At 41.6% G+C, this 19850-nt stretch carries 18 protein-coding genes; 14 read left to right on the forward strand and 4 right to left on the reverse strand.

The window, feature by feature from the left end:
• Positions 1–42 precede the first annotated feature (42 nt).
• Positions 43–807 carry an ATP-binding protein gene (locus ACQRD1_RS03160; protein ID WP_235232075.1) on the reverse strand — a complete coding sequence of 255 codons (765 nt, stop codon included), beginning with the start codon at positions 805–807 and terminating at the stop codon, positions 43–45.
• Positions 808–966: 159 nt separating this feature from the next.
• On the opposite strand from ACQRD1_RS03160, the gene ACQRD1_RS03165 reads away from it, so the two are divergent.
• The 7 genes from ACQRD1_RS03165 to dnaJ all read left to right on the forward strand — a co-directional run bounded on the left by ACQRD1_RS03165 (position 967) and on the right by dnaJ (position 7449).
• Positions 967–1551 carry a Crp/Fnr family transcriptional regulator gene (locus tag ACQRD1_RS03165; protein WP_427786907.1) on the forward strand — a complete coding sequence of 195 codons (585 nt, stop codon included), beginning with the start codon at positions 967–969 and terminating at the stop codon, positions 1549–1551.
• Between the two features lie 106 nt (positions 1552–1657).
• The gene (locus tag ACQRD1_RS03170; RefSeq protein WP_235232077.1) at positions 1658–1951 is read left to right on the forward strand and encodes a hypothetical protein; all 294 of its coding nucleotides are present in this window, start codon (positions 1658–1660) and stop codon (positions 1949–1951) included.
• Positions 1952–2000: 49 nt separating this feature from the next.
• Entirely contained in the window at positions 2001–2138 is a 138-nt protein-coding gene (locus ACQRD1_RS03175) for a hypothetical protein (protein WP_427786908.1), read from the forward strand.
• 293 nt (positions 2139–2431) lie between these two features.
• The gene (gene hrcA / locus ACQRD1_RS03180; RefSeq protein ID WP_235232079.1) at positions 2432–3475 is read left to right on the forward strand and encodes a heat-inducible transcriptional repressor HrcA; all 1044 of its coding nucleotides are present in this window, start codon (positions 2432–2434) and stop codon (positions 3473–3475) included.
• A gap of 17 nt (positions 3476–3492) precedes the next feature.
• A complete protein-coding gene (gene grpE, locus ACQRD1_RS03185; protein ID WP_331473038.1) occupies positions 3493–4194 on the forward strand; it encodes a nucleotide exchange factor GrpE in 702 nt (233 codons plus the stop codon).
• A gap of 46 nt (positions 4195–4240) precedes the next feature.
• Complete coding sequence (gene dnaK / locus ACQRD1_RS03190; protein ID WP_235232080.1) at positions 4241–6124, forward strand: molecular chaperone DnaK; 1884 nt, start codon at positions 4241–4243, stop codon at positions 6122–6124.
• A gap of 137 nt (positions 6125–6261) precedes the next feature.
• Entirely contained in the window at positions 6262–7449 is a 1188-nt protein-coding gene (gene dnaJ / locus ACQRD1_RS03195; RefSeq protein WP_235232081.1) for a molecular chaperone DnaJ, read from the forward strand.
• Positions 7450–7470: 21 nt separating this feature from the next.
• On the opposite strand, the gene ACQRD1_RS03200 is transcribed toward dnaJ, so the two are convergent.
• From ACQRD1_RS03200 to ACQRD1_RS03210, 3 genes are read right to left on the reverse strand one after another with little or no spacing between them, the layout of a single operon-like run.
• Entirely contained in the window at positions 7471–8625 is a 1155-nt protein-coding gene (locus tag ACQRD1_RS03200; RefSeq protein ID WP_427786909.1) for an ABC transporter permease, read from the reverse strand.
• Positions 8612–9754, reverse strand: coding sequence for an ABC transporter permease (locus ACQRD1_RS03205; protein WP_235232083.1), 1143 nt, complete (start codon positions 9752–9754; stop codon positions 8612–8614). Before ACQRD1_RS03205 ends, ACQRD1_RS03200 begins: the two co-directional genes overlap by 14 nt.
• Positions 9755–9764: 10 nt before the next feature.
• A complete protein-coding gene (locus tag ACQRD1_RS03210) occupies positions 9765–10694 on the reverse strand; it encodes an ABC transporter ATP-binding protein (RefSeq protein ID WP_235232084.1) in 930 nt (309 codons plus the stop codon).
• Positions 10695–10818: 124 nt separating this feature from the next.
• Between ACQRD1_RS03210 and ACQRD1_RS03215 the strand changes: the two genes are divergently transcribed.
• The 7 genes from ACQRD1_RS03215 (at position 10819) to ACQRD1_RS03245 (ending at position 19832) form a co-directional block, all read left to right on the forward strand.
• Positions 10819–11913, forward strand: a complete 1095-nt coding sequence (locus ACQRD1_RS03215) for a sensor histidine kinase (protein ID WP_427786910.1) — start codon at positions 10819–10821, stop codon at positions 11911–11913.
• Complete coding sequence (locus tag ACQRD1_RS03220; RefSeq protein WP_235232086.1) at positions 11910–12533, forward strand: response regulator; 624 nt, start codon at positions 11910–11912, stop codon at positions 12531–12533. Before ACQRD1_RS03215 ends, ACQRD1_RS03220 begins: the two co-directional genes overlap by 4 nt.
• A gap of 16 nt (positions 12534–12549) precedes the next feature.
• Positions 12550–14676 carry a glycogen debranching protein GlgX gene (gene glgX, locus ACQRD1_RS03225; RefSeq protein ID WP_235232087.1) on the forward strand — a complete coding sequence of 709 codons (2127 nt, stop codon included), beginning with the start codon at positions 12550–12552 and terminating at the stop codon, positions 14674–14676.
• Positions 14677–14737: 61 nt separating this feature from the next.
• Complete coding sequence (locus ACQRD1_RS03230; RefSeq protein WP_235232088.1) at positions 14738–16990, forward strand: pyruvate formate lyase family protein; 2253 nt, start codon at positions 14738–14740, stop codon at positions 16988–16990.
• Between the two features lie 188 nt (positions 16991–17178).
• On the forward strand, positions 17179–17925 hold the full coding sequence (locus ACQRD1_RS03235) for an ATP-binding cassette domain-containing protein (RefSeq protein ID WP_427786911.1): 747 nt from the start codon (positions 17179–17181) through the stop codon (positions 17923–17925).
• Between the two features lie 12 nt (positions 17926–17937).
• A complete protein-coding gene (locus ACQRD1_RS03240) occupies positions 17938–18888 on the forward strand; it encodes an ABC transporter permease (RefSeq protein ID WP_347376051.1) in 951 nt (316 codons plus the stop codon).
• Between the two features lie 5 nt (positions 18889–18893).
• Positions 18894–19832, forward strand: a complete 939-nt coding sequence (locus ACQRD1_RS03245; protein ID WP_235232091.1) for a carbohydrate kinase family protein — start codon at positions 18894–18896, stop codon at positions 19830–19832.
• The last annotated feature ends 18 nt before the right edge of the window (positions 19833–19850 follow it).

Below are 19850 nucleotides of genomic sequence, written 5' to 3' on the forward strand. Positions count from 1 at the left end.
GAATCAATCTATCCCTGCGCCTGACATTCCCAATCACAAAACCTACTCAACCAGATTCCCATCAATCCCAATGGTCACGACTTGCCAGGGGATGAATTTTCCGCTTGATTTCAGTGCTTCGGTTGCTGCCCGTTCAATTCCGCCGCAGCAGGGGACTTCCATACGGACGATAGTAAGGCTTTTGATGGAATTGTTTTTTATGATCGCTGTTAATTTCTCTGTATAATCGCCTTCGTCTAATTTGGGACAGCCTATTAAGGTGATGCGGTTTTTGATGAAGCGATTATGAAAATCCCCATAGGCATATGCGGTACAGTCTGCTGCAATTAACAGGTCTGCATTTTCAAAATAAGGTGCATTGACCGGAACCAGTTTGATCTGGACAGGCCACTGACCAAGCTGGCTTGGCGAAGGAGTGCAGGCTGTATTATCAGAGGTGGATGCACTGGAATCGGATGCGGATGGTTCGCTCTGGCGGTTACGGATATTTTGTACCTTTTGACCGGGGCATCCTGCGAATTCTGTTGGCTTTTGCCCTTTTTGTTCCTTCATTTCTGCAATCATTTTCTTGATATTCAGATGCTTTTGTACTGCTTCTTCATCGTATGCTGCGGCCTCTCGTTCTTCCAAAGTGATTGCATTGGTCGGGCATACCGGAAGACAATTGCCGAGACCATCGCAATAGTCATCACGGATCAGCTTTGCTTTCCCGTCTATCATAGCAATGGCGCCCTCATGGCAGGCGGCAGCACAGGCTCCACATCCATTACATTTTTCTTCGTCTATATGAACCATTGTTCTTATCATATAAGTACCTCCTTGATTTGTTGTACCTAATTTACTACAATTATAAAATAAAATATGTTGTTTTTCCAACGATTGGAGGAGCTTATGAAAATAGATATTGATATTTAAAAAAAATCTCCGTTATTTATGGGAATTGAGAAGGAAGAGATAGAGAAGATAATGCCTGTTTTAGAAAGTAAGATGAAAGTATATCAGAAAAATGAGATGATACTGGGAGAGGAGGAGCCGGTAGAGAATCTTGGGGTAATTCTAGAGGGATGTGTACAGATAATATGTGAAGATGTATTTGGCAATCGTTCAATATTGGAACAACTTAGTCAAGGAGAACTATTTGGGGCAGCATTTTCTTGTGCAGGAATCAAAAAAAGTCCAGTCAGCGTTGTGACAGTGACGGATTGTACTGTTTTACAGGTTCCTGTGAAGAAAATATTTGAATTGTCTGCTGAGGGTTCTCTATTACAGCAGAAGTTCTTTATAAATATGGTACAAATATTTGCGAGAAAAAATGTGATGCTGGGAGAAAAGATCCGTCACATTTCAAAACGAACTACTAGAGATAAATTATTATCTTATCTGTCCGAACAATCAAAAAGAGCAGGAAGCAGGCATTTTACCATTCCATTTAATCGACAGGAACTGGCAGATTATCTTTGTGTGGAGCGGAGTGCGATGTCAACGGAACTGGGGAAACTAAAAAAAGAAGGTATTCTTGATATGTGCAGAAGTGAGTTTTGGCTAAAGTAGAAAAAACATTGAGTTTTTATTATTTAAAATGTATAATCAGTTATAGAACGAATTGGGGAATGCTTCACTGGAAGATTCCTAATTTACTTTTTTAGGAGGGAATATCATGAAAGTTTACGATTCAGTAAAAAAGGAAGAATTAGAAGTGGATGGAACAAAAGGATTGATCCAGATCATGAAGGATGGACGTCAGGTAGATTTATATCTGAAAGAAAAGAAATCTGACGCAGATGGTTATATGAGCTGGGATGTAGAACACTGGTCCAGTATCGATCCAAAGAGATTTATCCGTTGCTACTCATTAGAAGGAAGAGTATTGGGTGAATCTACCGGACATAATATCTATGACCTTGAAAATGAGTTTAAGCCAGAAGAAGCAGAAAAAATCGAGCTTAGTTAGGATTTTTGATAATACTTTTCTACTTTTCATCATGCGCAGAATCTCCCTGATGAGGAAGATTAGTGGTTTGGAATGTCAGGCGAGAAGATGGATGGAATGGCTGGCATTCGTTGGACAAGCACTAGAAGCCGTTATAGGAAAAGAAGCAGATATTTTGTGCGAAGATTTGGTTTCCAGCCAAATCTGAGAAGGCTGCTGAGCCTCGAAATCATCAAGATTTCGGGGCGAATCAGCCTGGTCGCCAAATATCTGCTTCTTTTCCTGTTATGGATTCTTAGCGAAGGACTCCGTAATGCCAGCCATTCCATCCATCTTCTCGCCGTCCACATTCCAATCATAACCATTCTCATCTAAATTCATTTTATAAAAAATATGTAAACTATGTTGACAAATGAAAACCATAGTGATACATTAATAGTCGAAGATGTTAGCACTCCTTAAATTCGAGTGCTAACAGGAAATCCGAAAGGAGGAGTACAGATGATAGCGGATCATGGACTTAGTGATCGTAAATTAAAAATTCTGCATGCAATCATTCAGAATTATCTTGAGACCGGCGAGCCTGTTGGTTCCAGAACGATTTCAAAATATACGGATTTGAATCTGAGTTCTGCAACGATTCGTAATGAGATGGCTGATCTGGAAGAACTTGGTTACATTATACAGCCACATACGTCTGCTGGACGAATTCCTTCGGATAAGGGCTATAGACTTTATGTTGATATGTTGATGGAAGAGAAGGAACAGGAACTGAATGAGATGCAGGAGCAGATGCTGGATAAGGCAGACAAGATGGAACAGCTTCTGAAGCAGGCAGCGAAAGTTCTTGCCAGTAATACGAATTACGCAACAATGGTCTCTACACCAATGAATAGCGCGAATAAAATTAAGTTCATTCAGTTGTCTATGGTAGATGAGGAACAGATTATTGCGGTGATCGTACTTGGCGGTAATGTGATTAAGAACAAGATTATTAATATAGATGAACCACTCAGTAATGAAAATTTATTGAAGTTGAATATGCTTCTTAACACAACGTTAAATGGTATGTCTATTGAAGAGATTAATCTTGGATTGATTGCAAGGCTGAAAGAGCAGGCTGGAATACACAGTGCAGTGATTGGAAATGTTCTGGATGCAGTAGCGGATGCCATTCAGATCGATGAAGATATGCAGATCTATACAAGTGGTGCTACGAACATATTTAAGTACCCGGAATTGAGTGATAATCAGAGTGCTCAGGAAATTATCAGTGCTTTTGAAGAAAAGCAGCAATTGACTGAACTAGTGACACAGACGCTGGCAAAAGAAGATAATACAGGGATTCAGGTATATATTGGTGATGAGACACCGGTACAGACTATGAAGGATTGTAGTGTTGTCACCGCAACTTATGAATTGGGAGATGGCATGAAGGGAACCATAGGTATTATCGGACCAAAAAGAATGGATTATGAACATGTATTGAAATCTATGAAACGGCTTCAGAATGAGCTGGATCGGATGTTTCATAAAAAAGAATAAGAAAGGTGGAATAACCCTTGGAAAATAATCAGGAGAAGAGCCAGGAAGAGATGGTAAAAGAAGCAGTTGAGGAGGCAAAGAAAGCTGCTGCAGAGCAGACAGAAGCCGACGAAAAAGCTGCAGAAGAAACTGGCGACGAAAGAGATAATGAAGTAGAATCAGAAGCGGACGCTGCTACAAAAGAAGATGCTGAATCAGATGAAATTGCTGACGAAGCAGAAGCCAAGAACAGTGATGAATCCAAATCTGAAAAAAAGATATTTGGCAAGAAGAATAAAAAAGATAAAAAGGACGAGAAGATCGAAGAACTGACAGACAGACTTACTCGTCAGATGGCTGAGTTTGATAACTTCCGCAAGCGTACAGAAAAGGAAAAATCCCAGATGTATGAAATAGGAGCGAAAGATATCATAGATAAGATTCTTCCGGTAGTTGATAATTTTGAGCGAGGGCTTAATGGTGTCAAGGAAGAAGAAAAAAACGATCCCTTTATCCAAGGAATGGAGATGGTGTATAAACAGTTGATGACTACACTGGAAGGAGTTGGGGTCAAACCTATCGAAGCGGTAGGACAGGAATTCAATCCTGATTTTCATAATGCAGTGATGCATGTGGAAGATGAAAACTTTGGTGAGAATATTGTAGCCGAAGAATTCCAAAAAGGTTATATGTACCGTGACTCAGTAGTGAGACACAGTATGGTAAAAGTAGCAAACTAATCGAACTACATCGAACTATTAAAAAATAAATTAGGAGGTCTTTATAATGGGCAAAATAATAGGTATTGACTTAGGAACAACAAACAGTTGTGTAGCTGTTATGGAAGGTGGCCAGCCAACGGTCATCGCAAATACAGAAGGTGCAAGAACAACACCATCTGTTGTAGCATTTTCAAAAACAGGAGAGCGTCTGGTAGGTGAACCTGCAAAACGTCAGGCAGTAACAAATGCTGAGAGAACAATCTCTTCTATTAAGAGAGAAATGGGCAGCGATTACAAGGTAACAATTGATGATAAGAAATATTCTCCTCAGGAGATTTCTGCTATGATTCTTCAGAAATTGAAAGCAGACGCAGAAGGATATCTTGGAGAAAAGGTAACAGAAGCTGTTATCACAGTACCTGCTTACTTTAATGATGCTCAGCGTCAGGCAACAAAAGATGCTGGTAAGATTGCAGGTCTTGATGTAAAACGTATCATCAACGAGCCTACAGCAGCAGCCCTGGCATACGGTCTTGACAACGAAAAAGAACAGAAGATCATGGTATATGATTTAGGTGGTGGTACATTTGATGTATCTATCATCGAGATTGGTGACGGTGTTATCGAAGTATTGTCTACAGCTGGTAATAACAGACTTGGCGGTGATGATTTCGACCAGAAGATCACAGATTATATGATTGATGAATTCAAGAAACAGGAAGGTGTAGATTTATCTACAGATAAGATGGCACTTCAGAGACTAAAAGAAGCTGCTGAGAAGGCTAAAAAAGAATTGTCTTCCGCAACAACAACGAATATTAACCTTCCATTCATCACAGCAACAGCAGAAGGTCCAAAGCACTTTGATATGAATCTGACAAGAGCAAAATTTGATGAATTGACACATGATCTCGTGCTGAAGACATCTGAGCCTGTACAGAGAGCACTTTCAGATGCAGGCATCACAGCATCTGAATTAGGTCAGGTTCTGTTGGTTGGTGGTTCTACACGTATCCCGGCTGTACAGGAAGAAGTAAAACGTCTGACTGGCAAAGAGCCAAGCAAATCTCTGAATCCGGATGAATGTGTAGCACTTGGTGCTTCTGTTCAGGGTGGTAAACTTGCCGGAGATGCAGGTGCCGGAGACATTCTTCTTCTTGATGTAACTCCATTGTCACTGTCTATTGAGACTATGGGTGGTGTTGCTACAAGACTGATCGAGAGAAATACGACAATTCCTACTAAGAAGAGTCAGATATTCTCTACTGCAGCGGACAATCAGACAGCTGTTGATATCAATGTTGTACAAGGGGAAAGACAGTTCGCAAGAGATAACAAGTCCCTCGGACAGTTCAGACTGGATGGAATTGCACCAGCTCCACGTGGAGTACCGCAGATTGAAGTTACATTTGATATCGATGCTAATGGTATCGTAAATGTATCAGCAAAAGATCTTGGAACAGGAAAAGAACAGCATATTACCATTACTGCTGGTTCTAATATGTCCGATGAAGATATCGAAAAAGCTGTAAAAGAAGCAGCGGCATTCGAAGCACAGGATAAGAAGCGTAAAGAAGGAATCGATGCTAAGAACGATGCAGATGCATTACTTTTCCAGACTGAGAAAGCACTTGGCGAAGTCGGGGATAAGATTGATGCAGCAGATAAAGCAGCGGTAGAAGCTGACTGCAAGGCATTGAAAGAAGTTCTTGATAAAGTAAATATGGATGATATCTCAGATGCGCAGGTTGCAGAGATGAAAGCAGCAAAAGAAAAACTGATGGAAAGTGCACAGAAAGTATTTACAAAGATGTATGAGCAGGCTGGAGCTGCAGCAGGTGCAGGCCCGAATCCGGGAGCAGGCGCAGGTCCAAACCCAGGAGCAGGTCCGGCACCGGATGGTTTCCAGGGAGATGACGTTGTAGACGGAGATTATAAAGAAGTCTAATACACTTGGCAAGATTCTTGCAAGCCTGGTGTGAAGGCTGTTCCGCGGAACTCAGCAATACCAGACAGAGCTGAGCTTCGCGGAACTTCCTTATGTCTTGAAATAAATCTTAAGATTGGAGAAGAAAGGGATAGACGATGGCAGAATCAAAGAGAGATTACTATGAAGTGCTTGGCGTCAGCAGAGATGCGGACGAAGCGACTTTAAAAAAAGCATACAGACAGGTTGCCAAGAAATATCATCCTGATATGAATCCCGGTGATGCAGAGGCTGAAAAGAAGTTTAAAGAAGCTTCGGAAGCTTATGCAATTCTGAGTGATCCGGAAAAGCGTCGTCAGTATGACCAGTTCGGCCATGCGGCTTTTGAAGGCGGTGCCGGCGGAGCTGGTGGTTTTGGTGGATTTGATTTTAATGGAGCAGATTTCAGCGATATTTTCGGTGATATATTTGGCGATTTATTCGGGGGCGGCGGACGCAGAGGCCGTGCCAGCCAGGGCCCAATGAAGGGTATGAATATCCGTAAGAGCGTAAGGATTACGTTTGAAGAGGCAGTGTTCGGATGTGAGAAAGAATTAGAAGTTGTATTGAAAGATCCATGTCCAAAATGTGGCGGTACCGGTGCAAAAGCGGGCACTTCGCCAGAGACTTGTCCAAAATGTGGCGGAAAGGGTCAGGTTGTATATACGCAGCAATCCTTCTTTGGAACTGTTCAGAATGTGCAGACTTGTCCGGATTGTGGTGGAACAGGAAAAATCATTCGTGAAAAATGTCCGGATTGTGGTGGAACAGGATATATTTCCAGCAAGAAAAAGATATCTGTTACTATTCCGGCAGGTATTGATAATGGTCAGAGTGTTCGCATTCGTGATAAGGGTGAGCCTGGAACAAATGGCGGACCAAGAGGAGATCTGTTGGTAGAAGTGGTTGTATCCAGACATCCAATCTTCCAACGCCAGGATATGCATATCTTTTCAACTGTTCCAATTTCATTTGCACAGGCAGCGCTTGGAGCAGATATCCGAATTAAGACAGTGGATGGAGAAGTCATCTATAACGTGAAGCCAGGAACTAAAACGGATACCAAAGTACGCCTGAGAGGAAAGGGTGTTCCATCCGTACGGAATTCACAGGTTCGTGGAGATCATTATGTAACGCTGGTCATCCAGACACCAGAACACTTAAGTGCTGAAGCCAAAGAAGCACTCCGCAAGTTCGATGAGCTGTCAGGAAATTCACTTCATGTAGCAGAGGATCATTCGGAACATAAAGGAACCAAAAAGAAAAAAGGATTTATGGATAAAGTTAAGGAAGCCTTTGATGAATAAGTCATCAAGGGCTTCCTTTTTCTATATTTGCCGTCTGTGGCGTCCAATTACCAGTGCGGCAACGAGGAAGGCTGCCGCAAAGAGAAGCTGGATACCATAACCGGTCAGAAGTGAATGGAACTGACTTTGACTCAGATGCCCATTGGAAGCGAGGAGACTATTGTTGATTTCATACCAGTATGCTGGAAGGAAATGTGCCACTGTTTTAATCCCTTTGCTTAAGATGTCCATACTTACGAAGACACCGCAGAGAAAGGACATGCCCAATGTCAATACATTGACAACGGCGCTTACGGTCTCTTCCCGGTGTACCAGTGTTCCTACAAGAAACGCCATTGTCAATGAGACAAGAGTCATGATCAGGCTGTTGATCAGGTAGTAGGGCAGGTGTGCGTCCTGAAGAAATGCATCACGATATACCAGAACCGGAAGAAATGCACAGATAGCCCACACAGCGAGGCCGATCACCATAAACCCAAGAACCAGCTGAAGATTCTGACTGTTGCTGGAGACAGCAGAACAGAGCATTCGTCTTCGGATATCGGGTTTATTGAAAGCAATCATGATAAAGCTTAATGCATAGCAGAGGATGCTCATCAATATATATGGCATATACTGGAACATAAATGCATGACCAGGCATCTGTCCACCAAGTCCGTTCTTATCTATCATAGAGACGTCTGATTCGATAGAAGCATTGTCCTGGACTTCGCTGATTGCCTCTGTTAATGAAAATCCACTGAATGTCAGAATGCGCACATCATTTAAAAATGTATTGATCTGTTGGTCTACATAATATCCGCTGTTACTTCCGGGAACCTTTGTGACAGAAAGTTTTTCGTCACCGTTTAGACAGAGTTCTTCAAAATTATCCGGAATGGTAACCACATAATAGACTTCCCGGTAGAATAGTCTTTCCTGTAGGATACCCTTATCATCCGGTAATTCCTTAATATTATGATAATGAGACAGGTACTCGGTAAGTCCTTGGGCAAGTGCTTTGCCGTCATGGTCAATGACAGCTATGTCCAGTCTTTCTGCTTCAAAAGTAGTCTGAGTGTCTCCACCGGTTATTTTCTGAATGGTCAGGCAGATGGTCAGAAAGATGGCAAGATACATAACGAGCATGCCGATATTTTGTTTTGCAACGGTTAGAAATCCTTTAAATACTGTCATAACGTTCCCTCCTGACACTGAAAAATGCAACCGCCAAAAGCAGAATACTCATAACGGCAAGTATGAGAATACAGCGAGTAAAACGCTGCATATCGTTGTAGATTCCCATGCAATAGAAGGCATCACTCAATACAGCGGCCGGATTGATGCGGTTTATGATTGGACAGTGAAGTTCGATGATATTCTTCATATTTCCAAACATCAGACCTGCCAGGAATCCCGGGAATAAAGTAATGGCGACTGTGAGCCCGTATTTCAGGTCTATGGATAGCCGGCTGACACATCCCAGTGTAATTCCAATACATACACCAATGATACTTCCCATCAGGTTCACCAAAAGAAGTGCTGGCAGATTATCCCCCAGGCTGATTCCCAGAACTTTTATGATATAGAGATTCAGAATCAGCATATTGATAAAGTGGATGGCAACCAGTACAAACATATCAATGCATATTAATGTCAGGCGATGGGTGGGTGTGATGCTCCGGCGCATACCGAGCGGACTTAAGTTTGCCTGGGAGTCAAAGCTTGACCGGATTCCCAGAAATGCGCCTGACAGGCATGCATAGGCGATTAAAGCAAAGAAATACTGGACAGATGGGTTCATAGATTTACCGCCTAATGAGGTCTCCTTTGTCATCTCTTTGTAGTCACTCATTACTTCTAGTGCGTGTTCTAGATGTTCTGGATGTGAGGAGGTGATTTTCTGAAGCATGGCAGCGCTCTGGTTATAATTATCCAGAAGTGCAGTCAGGATACTTTCATTGATTCCGCTCTTGCTGACCGTCAGTGCAGGTGTTTCGCGTACGTAGAAGATCCCTGTGATATCCCCTTCATTCAATGCATGGAGAGCAGCTGATTCTGATGAAATGTCCTGGATATTCAGTGTTTCCGGATCCAGTTGCTCTAAAAAGGAAAGGAACACAGAAGCATTCTCGGATGAGGAATCTTCTTCAATCACTGCGACTTTCACAGGTTCCCACTCGGCTTCTCCTGTAGATGCAAGACCGGAAGATGCAAAAGCAAAATAGAAAAAGGTTCCAAGAATAATCGGGAAAGCCAGTGCCCAGAACATAGAACTTATATCTCTTAGATTCTGTTTGAATCGATATTTGATCAAATGCAGCATAAAGTACCTCCTAATCTCTGAGTTCTTTGCCGGTGATTTCCAGGAAGACGTCATTCAGCGTCGGTAGTTCGGAAAAAACACGCCCAAAAGAAATGTCTCGTTCTTGCAGGTAATTTAATATACGTACAAGATTGTGCTTGGCGCCGCTTAAACGGATTTTCAGTACCTGGTTATCATAAATCACATCAAATACATGTGGAAGTGTACGGATATCCGTCAGAAGTTCTTCGTCCAATGCAATCGCTTCTATGGTAATCGTCTCTCCTGTCTTAATCATTTTCTTTAATTCTTCGGTTGTTCCGGTTGCCAGAACCCGTCCGTGGTCGATAATTGCTATCCGTGAGCAGATTTGTTCCACTTCTTCCATGTAATGAGAAGTATAAATGATGGTGGAGCCCTGACGATTCAGAGAGAGGATTCCTTCCAGAATCTTGTTACGGCTCTGTGGATCTACGGCGACAGTTGGCTCATCCATGATGATAAGCCGAGGTTTGTGGACGATTCCGCAGGCGATATTCAGCCTTCTTAAAAGACCGCCGGATAGTTTTTTGGGGCGCATTTTCTGGAAATCTTCCAGTCCTGCGAATTCGATGGCTTCTTCTACCAGTTCTTTCCTTTTGGATTTATCTTTGACATAAAGCCCGCAAAAATAATCGATATTTTCACGGACAGTCATCTGGTCAAAGACTGCTACATTTTGCATGACGACACCGATATTTTTCTTGATGTCATAGCTGTTCGGCTGCATCTCTTTTCCGAAAATCGTGATAGTTCCCTTGTCGTATTTCAGTAGGGCAAGCATGCAGTTGATTGCGGTTGTCTTACCGGAGCCATTCGGTCCTAACAGTCCGAAGATCTCGCCCTCTTCAATGTCCAGATTTAAGTGATCTAATGCTACCAGATTCCCGTAACGTTTTACAAGATTTTCAATATGAATCATGGCAATGTCTCCATTTCTCAATGTTTTTCGGATACTTGTAGTATAAGAAAAACTTGTTTATAATGATAGTGTCAAGTGTCAGAAATGACATGTGACAAATGTCATATTATGAATGGAGAAAAGGATGAGACGAATTGTTGATCAGACCTTGTTAATCATATATTGCTTTGTGATACTTCTTCTGGTTCCGGTCAATACGGCATATATCAGCGCGTTTCTTATATCAGTTATCTTCGCCTGTGCCAATGAGTATCTATTTTCAAAGAAATGGAACGGAGTTTTGACGATATTGTATATAGCTGCTTCCTTTTTCTGGCCAGAGTTTCTGTTTTTTACTCCAGTCATCTTGTATGGGGTGTTGAGGGTATCCAATTATTTTCTTGGCATAATATTGATGCTATTATCTATGTATACATATTTCCCTGGGCAGATCAAGATTCTGTGTGTGCTGGGGATTGGCTATGGGATGGCAGGGATATTGCAGGAATATGCGAAAAGACATGAGGCGTTGGAAGAGAAGCTAAAGATGACGCAGGATAGCAGTACTGAGTTGAACATTCTCTTGAAAGAGAAGAACCAGAGTCTTCTGAAGCGACAGGATTATGAGATCTATACGGCTACGTTGCGAGAACGCAATCGGATTGCAAGAGAGATTCACGACCATGTTGGACATATGTTGTCCCGGGCAATTTTGATGGTAGGGGCAATGAAAGTAATTTCAAAAGAAGAGAATATGAAAGAACCGTTAGATCATCTGGAAGACACGTTAAATGTCGCCATGACAAATGTACGTGAAAGTGTCCATGATCTTCATGATGACGCAGTGAATCTAAAAGAAGTATTAGATAATCTGATTAAAGAATATACATTTTGTCCAGTACAATTGATCTATGATATGGGATATTATGTACCAAGAGAAGTAAAATACAGCTTTATTGCGATTGTGAAGGAAGCATTGAACAATGTAATGAAACACAGCGATGCTACAAAAGTTCAGATCGTAGTACGGGAACACCCTGGGTTATATCAGTTGATTGTGGAAGATAACGGAACTGATTGTTTGAAAAAGGAAGTTGTGGAAAGATCGGAGATTCACAGGGGAATCGGACTTCGTAATATGGAAGAACGAACGAAAGCATTACAGGGAACGATGCAGATATCGGTGAAGCAGGGATTTCGCATATATATTACCATTCCCAAGAAGGAGGAGACGGCGTGAAGATCATAATTGTAGATGATGATGTGTTGGTGGCAGGAGCATTGAAAACTATCTTAGAGATGGATAGCGAGATACAGGTGTGCAGCACTGGACAGGATGGAAAGGATGCAATAGTGTTATATCGGACATTCCGGCCAGATGTACTTTTGATGGATATCCGTATGCAGAATGTAAGCGGACTGGAGGCATCCAGACAGATATTAGAAGAAGATCCTCAGGCAAGGATTCTTCTGCTCACTACATTTTCTGATGATGAATATATTGTGAAAGCCTTGACTTATGGAGTGAAGGGGTATCTTTTGAAGCAGGATTATCAGAATATTCTGCCGGCTATCAAAGCGGTGTATGCCGGGCAGACTGTATTTGGAACAGAGATTGTCTCCAGAATTCCAGAGCTTCTGCAAGAGAAAAAGACCTATGACTGGAAAGCGCATGATATCAGTGAAAAAGAACTTCAGGTCATTGCATTGGTGGCAGAAGGACTGAGCAATCGGGAAATCGCAGGGGAACTGTTCTTAAGTGAAGGAACTGTGCGAAATTATATCAGTAGCATTCTGGATAAAATGGAGTTAAGAGACCGGACACAGCTTGCGGTCTATTATCTGAATACGCAAAGATAAAAGAAAGGAACAAGATATGGAACAAGAAAAATATCTCTCCGGTGAATTAACAGCGATACTTCCTGTCAATGGACAGATCTTGAATATGGAACCACTGGAGCAGGTCAATGGATATCAGATATGTCCGGGATTTTATATGTTTGACGGCGCAACACCGATTCCTGAGGGTGTGAATTTTACGATACATTCCCAGGGAGCGACGGCCTGTGAGTTATTGTTATATCACCGGAAAGCAGAGGAACCCTATGCTGTCATACCATTTCCAGAGAATTATCGGATCGGCAATGTATATTCCATGATCGTCTTTGGATTAAATGTGGAAGAATTCGAGTATGCGTATCGTCTGGATGGTCCTTACGATCCGAAGAAAGGATTGCTCTTTGACAAGGAACATGTTCTTCTGGACCCTTATGCCAAAGCTGTTACCGGGCAGAGTACCTGGGGAAAGCGGGTCAGTCCGGCCGGATACCGCGCCAGAGTAGTGCGTAATAATTTCTACTGGGGAGCTGAGGTATGCCCCAAGATACCAATGGAAGAACTGGTTATCTATGAGCTGCATGTGCGTGGTTTTACGAAGATGGCAAAGGATGTGAATGCCCCGGGAACCTTTGCCGGAATTCAGGAGAAGATTCCTTATCTGAAGGATCTGGGCGTTAATGCCATTGAACTGATGCCGATTTTTGAATTTGATGAATTGAGTGAATGTCGCACAGTGGACGGCAAAGAACTGTTAAATTACTGGGGATATAATACGGTCAGCTTTTTTGCGCCCAATACCAGTTATGCTTCTGCTGTGGAATACAACCGGGAAGGTACAGAGTTAAAACAATTAGTAAAGACCTTGCATGAGAATGGGATAGAGGTCATTCTGGATGTAGTGTTCAATCATACGGCAGAAGGAGATAAGGATGGGCAGTTTATTTCGTTTAAAGGCTTTGACAATAATATCTATTATCTTCTGACTCCAGAGGGGGAATATTATAATTTCAGCGGTTGTGGAAATACCATGAACTGTAATCATCCCATTGTGCAGAATCTGATCATTGACTGCCTTCGTTATTGGGTGACAGATTATCGGATTGACGGGTTCCGGTTTGACCTGGCTTCTATTCTTGGAAGAAATGAGGATGGTTCTCCGATGGAAGTACCGCCGCTTTTAAGAGCTCTTGCACAGGATCCATTGTTAGGAGATACGAAACTGATCGCAGAAGCCTGGGATGCAGGTGGATTGTATCAGGTAGGGAATTTTCCTGCATTTAACCGCTGGTCAGAATGGAATGGAAGATATCGGGACGATATGCGGGAATTCTTAAAAGGCGGTCTGTGGAATGCCCAAGGAGCAGCGGAACGATTGATTGGTTCCCCGGATCTTTATGATCCGGCTGTTCGCGGAAAGAACGCTTCTGTTAACTTTATGACCTGTCATGATGGATTCACTTTGTATGATCTCTATTCTTATAATGTGAAGCATAATGAAGCCAATGGCTGGAATAATACGGATGGAAGTAACGATAATCGCAGCTGGAACTGTGGTGTGGAAGGTCCGACTGATGATTCAGAAGTCTTGCAACTTCGAAAGCGCATGATCTGGAATGCGTGTGCTACATTGATGGTCAGCAGAGGCGTTCCCATGTTTCTTGCTGGGGATGAATTTGGAAACACACAGTTTGGCAATAACAATGCTTATTGTCAGGACAATGAAGTTTCTTGGCTGGATTGGGAATTGAAAGAAAAGAATCAGGATATCTGGAAGTTCTTTCAATACATGATTCATTTTCGTAAGAACCACCCAAGTATACTGGGAATATGTAAACCTGCCAGATGCGGCTTGTCGGAAGTCAGTCTTCACGGAGAACATCCATGGGAAGATCACTATAATGACCAGACGAAAGTGATTGCTGCAATGTATGCTGGATATGATTCGGAAAAAGGGCAGGATGATATCGTATATGTTATCATCAACGCATTTTGGGAACCGGTGGAGGTTACGCTTCCAACACTGCCGGCAGGAATGGAGTGGAAGATGGCAGTAGATACCGGGAATGAGAAGAAGGGATTTTATGAAGAGCCGGTTGTGATTGGACAATCAGAGATAGTGATGAGAGAAAGATCTGTGATGACCCTGTTTGCATCAGAAGTGTAGAGCGGGTAAAATGTGAGGTAATAATAGAACAGATTTTTCAGTTATGATAGGAGATGGAAACGTGACAGACCGAATTCAATTATTAAGAGATGATCGTGAGAAAAATGTTAGTAAAGAAGAAATCCCAGTCAGAGATAGAGCATATCGACAGGCAATGACGGATCACCCGGGGGAGTCTGTCAAGGTACAGTATGCGTATGGATTTGCACAGACGTTGAAAGATAAGTCTATTTTAATTCAGAAAGAGGATGTACTGGCTGGTTTTTTGTACCAGTATACATATAATGTGAATTTTCCAATGAAAGTCAGTGAGAAGTTTGACCCAGCGGGTCGGGCTTCTTTTCATATGGATACTCGAAGAGAAGTTAAAGAATATAAGGAATTATTTGATGTAGATTCAGGTTCGCCGGAAGAAAAAGAATTTATGGAATTTGCAGATGGTTCTGAAGCTTGGCTGTTCAAACACTGGCATTCCGGACACATACTTGCAGGATATCCGATACTTCTGAAGAAAGGTTTTGCAGGTCTGTTGAATGAAGTCGAATCAGAAGAAAAAAAAGATGTGCCAAAGGAAGAAACGGATACGCTAATGGCTTTTCGGATTGTGCTGGAGGCATGCATAGATTATATTGGACGTTATGAAGAGCTTGCCGGAGAAATGGCAGAAACTGCGGTTACAAAAGAAGAGGCTGTGAGGCTGTCAGAGATGAAGAGTAATCTGGCAAGAATCAAGCAAAAACCTCCTGAAACATTTGCACAGGCAATACAGCTTGTGTGGCTTGCGCATGAGATGATGTATTGTGAAAATGTACCTTCCGCAATCTCTTTTGGACGGCTGGATTATTATTTATATCCATATTATCGAAGGGACATAGAAAGTGGAAGATTGAGCAATGAACAGGCAGAAGAATATATAGAAGCTTTTTTTATAAAGTGCAGTTCTCAGAGAAAAGCATATCAGAATCTGACCATCGGTGGATGTGATTCGGAAGGGAAATGTTCAGTAAATCCCTTGACATATCTTTGCCTGAAGGCGTCCAAAGAACTAAAGTTTGATCAGCCTTCATTGACATACCGATGGACGGATGATATGCCGGAAGAAGCCTGGGAAGCTGTACTTTCACTGATTCGGGAAGGCATGGGGTTTCCTGCGTTGATGTATGACGGGTGTTACAGAAAAGCTATGGAAGATCGAGGGGTTTTATCGGAAGAATCTTATAATTACAGTATCCTTGGCTGTGTGGAACCTGCAATGCAGGGAGAAGAATACGCATTAACAGAGATGATGCGCCTGAATCTTCCGAAAGTGATGAATCTGATGCTTCATGAAGGAAAAGATGTAATGACAGGGAAGGTTTTTACGCTAAAAAACCGAAAAAAACTGGATGAGATAGAAAGTTATGAAGATTTTTGGAGGTGGTATCAGGAAGAAATTAAGCATTTTGTAGATATGGGAATTCGTAGTATCCGACGGTGTGAAGAATTATATGAAAAAAAGTATCCCCTCCCTTATTTGTCTGTTTTGACAGAGGATTGTATCCACAGAAGAAAAGATGTATCAGAAGGTGGTGCCAGATATAACAGCGTCGGTGTGAATTTTTGTGGAATCGCTACAGCTGTGGATTCACTTATGGCCATAAAAAGACTGGTGTATGAAGAAAAGAGACTTACATTAAAAGAATTTGCCAAGATTCTGGAAAATGATTATGAAGGAGCAGAAGAAATCAGACAGAGAGCATTAAATCATTGCCCGAAATATGGAAATGATCTGAAAGAACCAGATATGGCAGCTGCGGATATAATTGTAGGTATAAAGAATCATATTGCAGAGTATACAACTTATCATGGTGGGAGGTATTGTCTCGGCTTATACTCTGTAGAAGATCATGCCATTATGGGAATGAATACCGGAGCGACAGCAGATGGACGTAAGAGCGGCGTATCACTTTCTAATTCTATGGGAGCTGTCCAGGGAATGGACAAGGAGGGCCCTACTGCACTGATGAAGTCTGTAACTTATACTGATATGAGAGATTCATCCAATGGAATGGTGCTGGATATCAAATTTATTCCTTCATTTCTGGAACAGCAGACGGGAAGAGATGCTGTCAGAAAGCTGATCAGTACCTATTTTCATCATGGAGGAATGGAAGTACAGATCAGTGTGGTTTCCAGGAAAACTCTTCTGGATGCACAAATGGATCCAGACAAATATAAAAATTTAGTTGTAAGGGTATCGGGATTTAGTGCATATTTTGTTACGCTTCGTAAAGAAACACAGGATGAAATAATACAACGTACGGAATGTGGATAATCAGATATTTATAGATAATGCCTATTAATATATACATATAATCAATTTTACTTGCATAATTGATAGTGCTAAAATATATCACATATAGGAGCTGTCTTGCGACGGTGTACATCGGCCACATGATTTTGCTGATGGCACCGTTTTTTGCTACTGGAATTTTAATTAAAACAGATGAATGGGGAAAGAATATGGACAACAAAAAAAGACCATTTCTAGAGACAAAAGAGATATATAAGAGTTTCGGACATGTTCAGGCCCTTCGAGGTGTTTCTATGAATGCTTATGAAGGGGAGGTTCTGGCTATTGTCGGTGATAATGGCGCTGGAAAGTCCACGTTGATCAAAATATTATCTGGTGTTTTGCATCCGGACAGTGGATTGGTTCGAATAGACGGTAAAGAGTATCAAGCTCTTACACCCAGAAAAGCAATCGAGGCGGGAGTATCGACGGTCTATCAAGACCTGGCACTTGGAAATACTATGGATGTGGCATCTAATCTGTTCTTGGGAAGTGAATTGACAAAATATGGGTTTCTCAAAAAGAAGAAAATGAATGAAGAAGCCAAGAAGTTATTAAATAGTCTGGATATACAGATTCCAGATGTAACAGTTCCGGTTGGGAACCTAAGTGGCGGACAGAGACAAGGAGTAGCGGTTGCAAGGCTGGTACATAACGGGGGTAAATTGTTGATATTTGATGAACCTACGGCTGCGATGGGATTAAATGAATCCAATGCTGTTCTAAAGTTAATCAAAAAGCTTGCAGGAGAAGGATTTACCGTAATTATTATCAGTCATAATCTGCCTCAGGTATTCTATATATCGGACAGAATCTGCGTGATGCGTCAAGGAAAGGTAATTAAAGAATTGAAGACGCAGGATACGACAATGGATGAGGTTGTTTCTATGATTACAGGGGCAATTACAACAGATTAGTGAGGGATAGACGTGAAGAAAAAAAGATTACAGGATTGTTCATATACTCTCATTTTGCTGGGAGTTTTGTTATTAGTGGTAGGAGTACTTGCATTAGCTTCCCCGTATTTTTTCACCTGGAAGAACTGTAGAAATATTTTGAATCAGTCAGCGATATATCTTGTACTTTCTGTTGGCATGACCTTAGTTATTTCTGCTGGACAGATCGATCTGTCTGTAGGTGCAATCATAGGGTTTGCCGGGATGAGTATGGGGATGTTGATTAAAGCTGGAATGTCAGCACCGCTGGCTATTTTTTTCGGACTTTTGATTTCTTTTTTGATCGGGATGCTCAATGGAATGTTGATTGCATATGGAAAGATTAATTCTTTTATTGTAACACTTAGTACGATGACGATTATGCGAGGAATCATATTGATTCTGACAAACTCTAATTCGATTTTTGGTTTTGGAAAAGTATTTACTTTTATCGGCAGCGGGAAGATTGGTCCAGTTAATATGCCGATTGTAATTTCTTTGATTATTGCTGCTTTTGGGGCAATGCTCCTTCATAAAACACGTTTTGGAAATTATTGTCTGTTCATTGGTTCAAACGAGATCGCACTAAATCGTTCAGGTGTTAATGTAAAAAGGTATAAAGTAATGATTTTTTCTTTGTGTGGTCTTTGTGCTGGAATTGCAGGGTTGATCGTGACTTCAAGATTGAATTCTGCCGAGCCTCTGGCAGGACAAGGATATGAAATGGATGCTATTGCAGCAACAATTCTAGGCGGAACAAGTATGCAAGGTGGTAAGGGCAGCGTGACCGGAACAATTATAGCATGCTTTATTCTGAATATTATGAAGAATGGTCTTACACTTCTGTCAATTTCCTCACATTATCAGGAGATCCTGACAGGATTGATATTGTTGATTTCAGTTTTGATATCAGAAAGTCGTCAAAGAAAGAAAAGTGAGGTATAAAAAGTATGAAATTATTATCATTGGGTGCGATTGCAATGGATATTGTCATCAATAGCCATGAACTTCCGAAAGATGACGGATTTGCATTGATTCAGCATGAAGAAATGCTCCCGGGAGGAAGTGCTTCTAATGTGTCTGTATCTGCTGCACATCTTGGAATGGAAGTTTATCAGACAGGAAAAATAGGGGATGATAATGTCGGAGAGAAATTTATTCGTACTCTTGTAGCTGATGGTGTGGATAAGCGGTATATTGTTACAAAGGAAAATGGAACTACGCTTCATACTTACATTCTGACGGCGCCGGGAGGAAAGCATTGTATTTTTGCAAATAAAGGTGACAGTGTATGGACACTTGTGCCAGAAGAATTGCCGGAGAATATTATGGATGATATGGATGTGTTTTATAATGATATGTTTTCTCCGAAGGCGGCAATCTGGCTTGCGAAAAAGGCAAAAGAGCAGGGAAAACCAGTACTCTATAATATGCAGTGTGTGCCTTCATTTATGGAAATGTGCGGTACGTCACAGAGAGATATTGATGAGATGATGGGGATTTGTAATGTTTTTGTCAGTGGAAGAGATGGTTATTTTGAACTGACGGGAGAAAAGGATTATCGTAAAGCGATGAAGATTGTGCAGGAAAAGTACCATGTACAGGAGGGAGTCATCTGTACGGCTGGTGGAGAAGGTGCTGTATGGTATGATGGAAATGAGTATGAAGCGTCTGCATATAAGATAGATCCGGTGGATACAACAGGAGCCGGGGATTGCTTTTTGGGAGGTCTTCTCTATGCTTATTTTTCAGAGAAAATGGACAAGAAATCAGCACTTGAATTTTCCAATGCATCCGCAGCAGTGAAATGTCTGCAGGCAGGGCCCAGAAGCCGAGCGGATGTAAAAACTATTTTAGAATTTAAAGATTCTCAATGTAAGAATCTTTAAATATAGTATCTATATTAT

This window comes from Bariatricus sp. SGI.019, assembly GCF_050315235.1.
Classification (GTDB): domain Bacteria; phylum Bacillota; class Clostridia; order Lachnospirales; family Lachnospiraceae; genus JAFBIX01.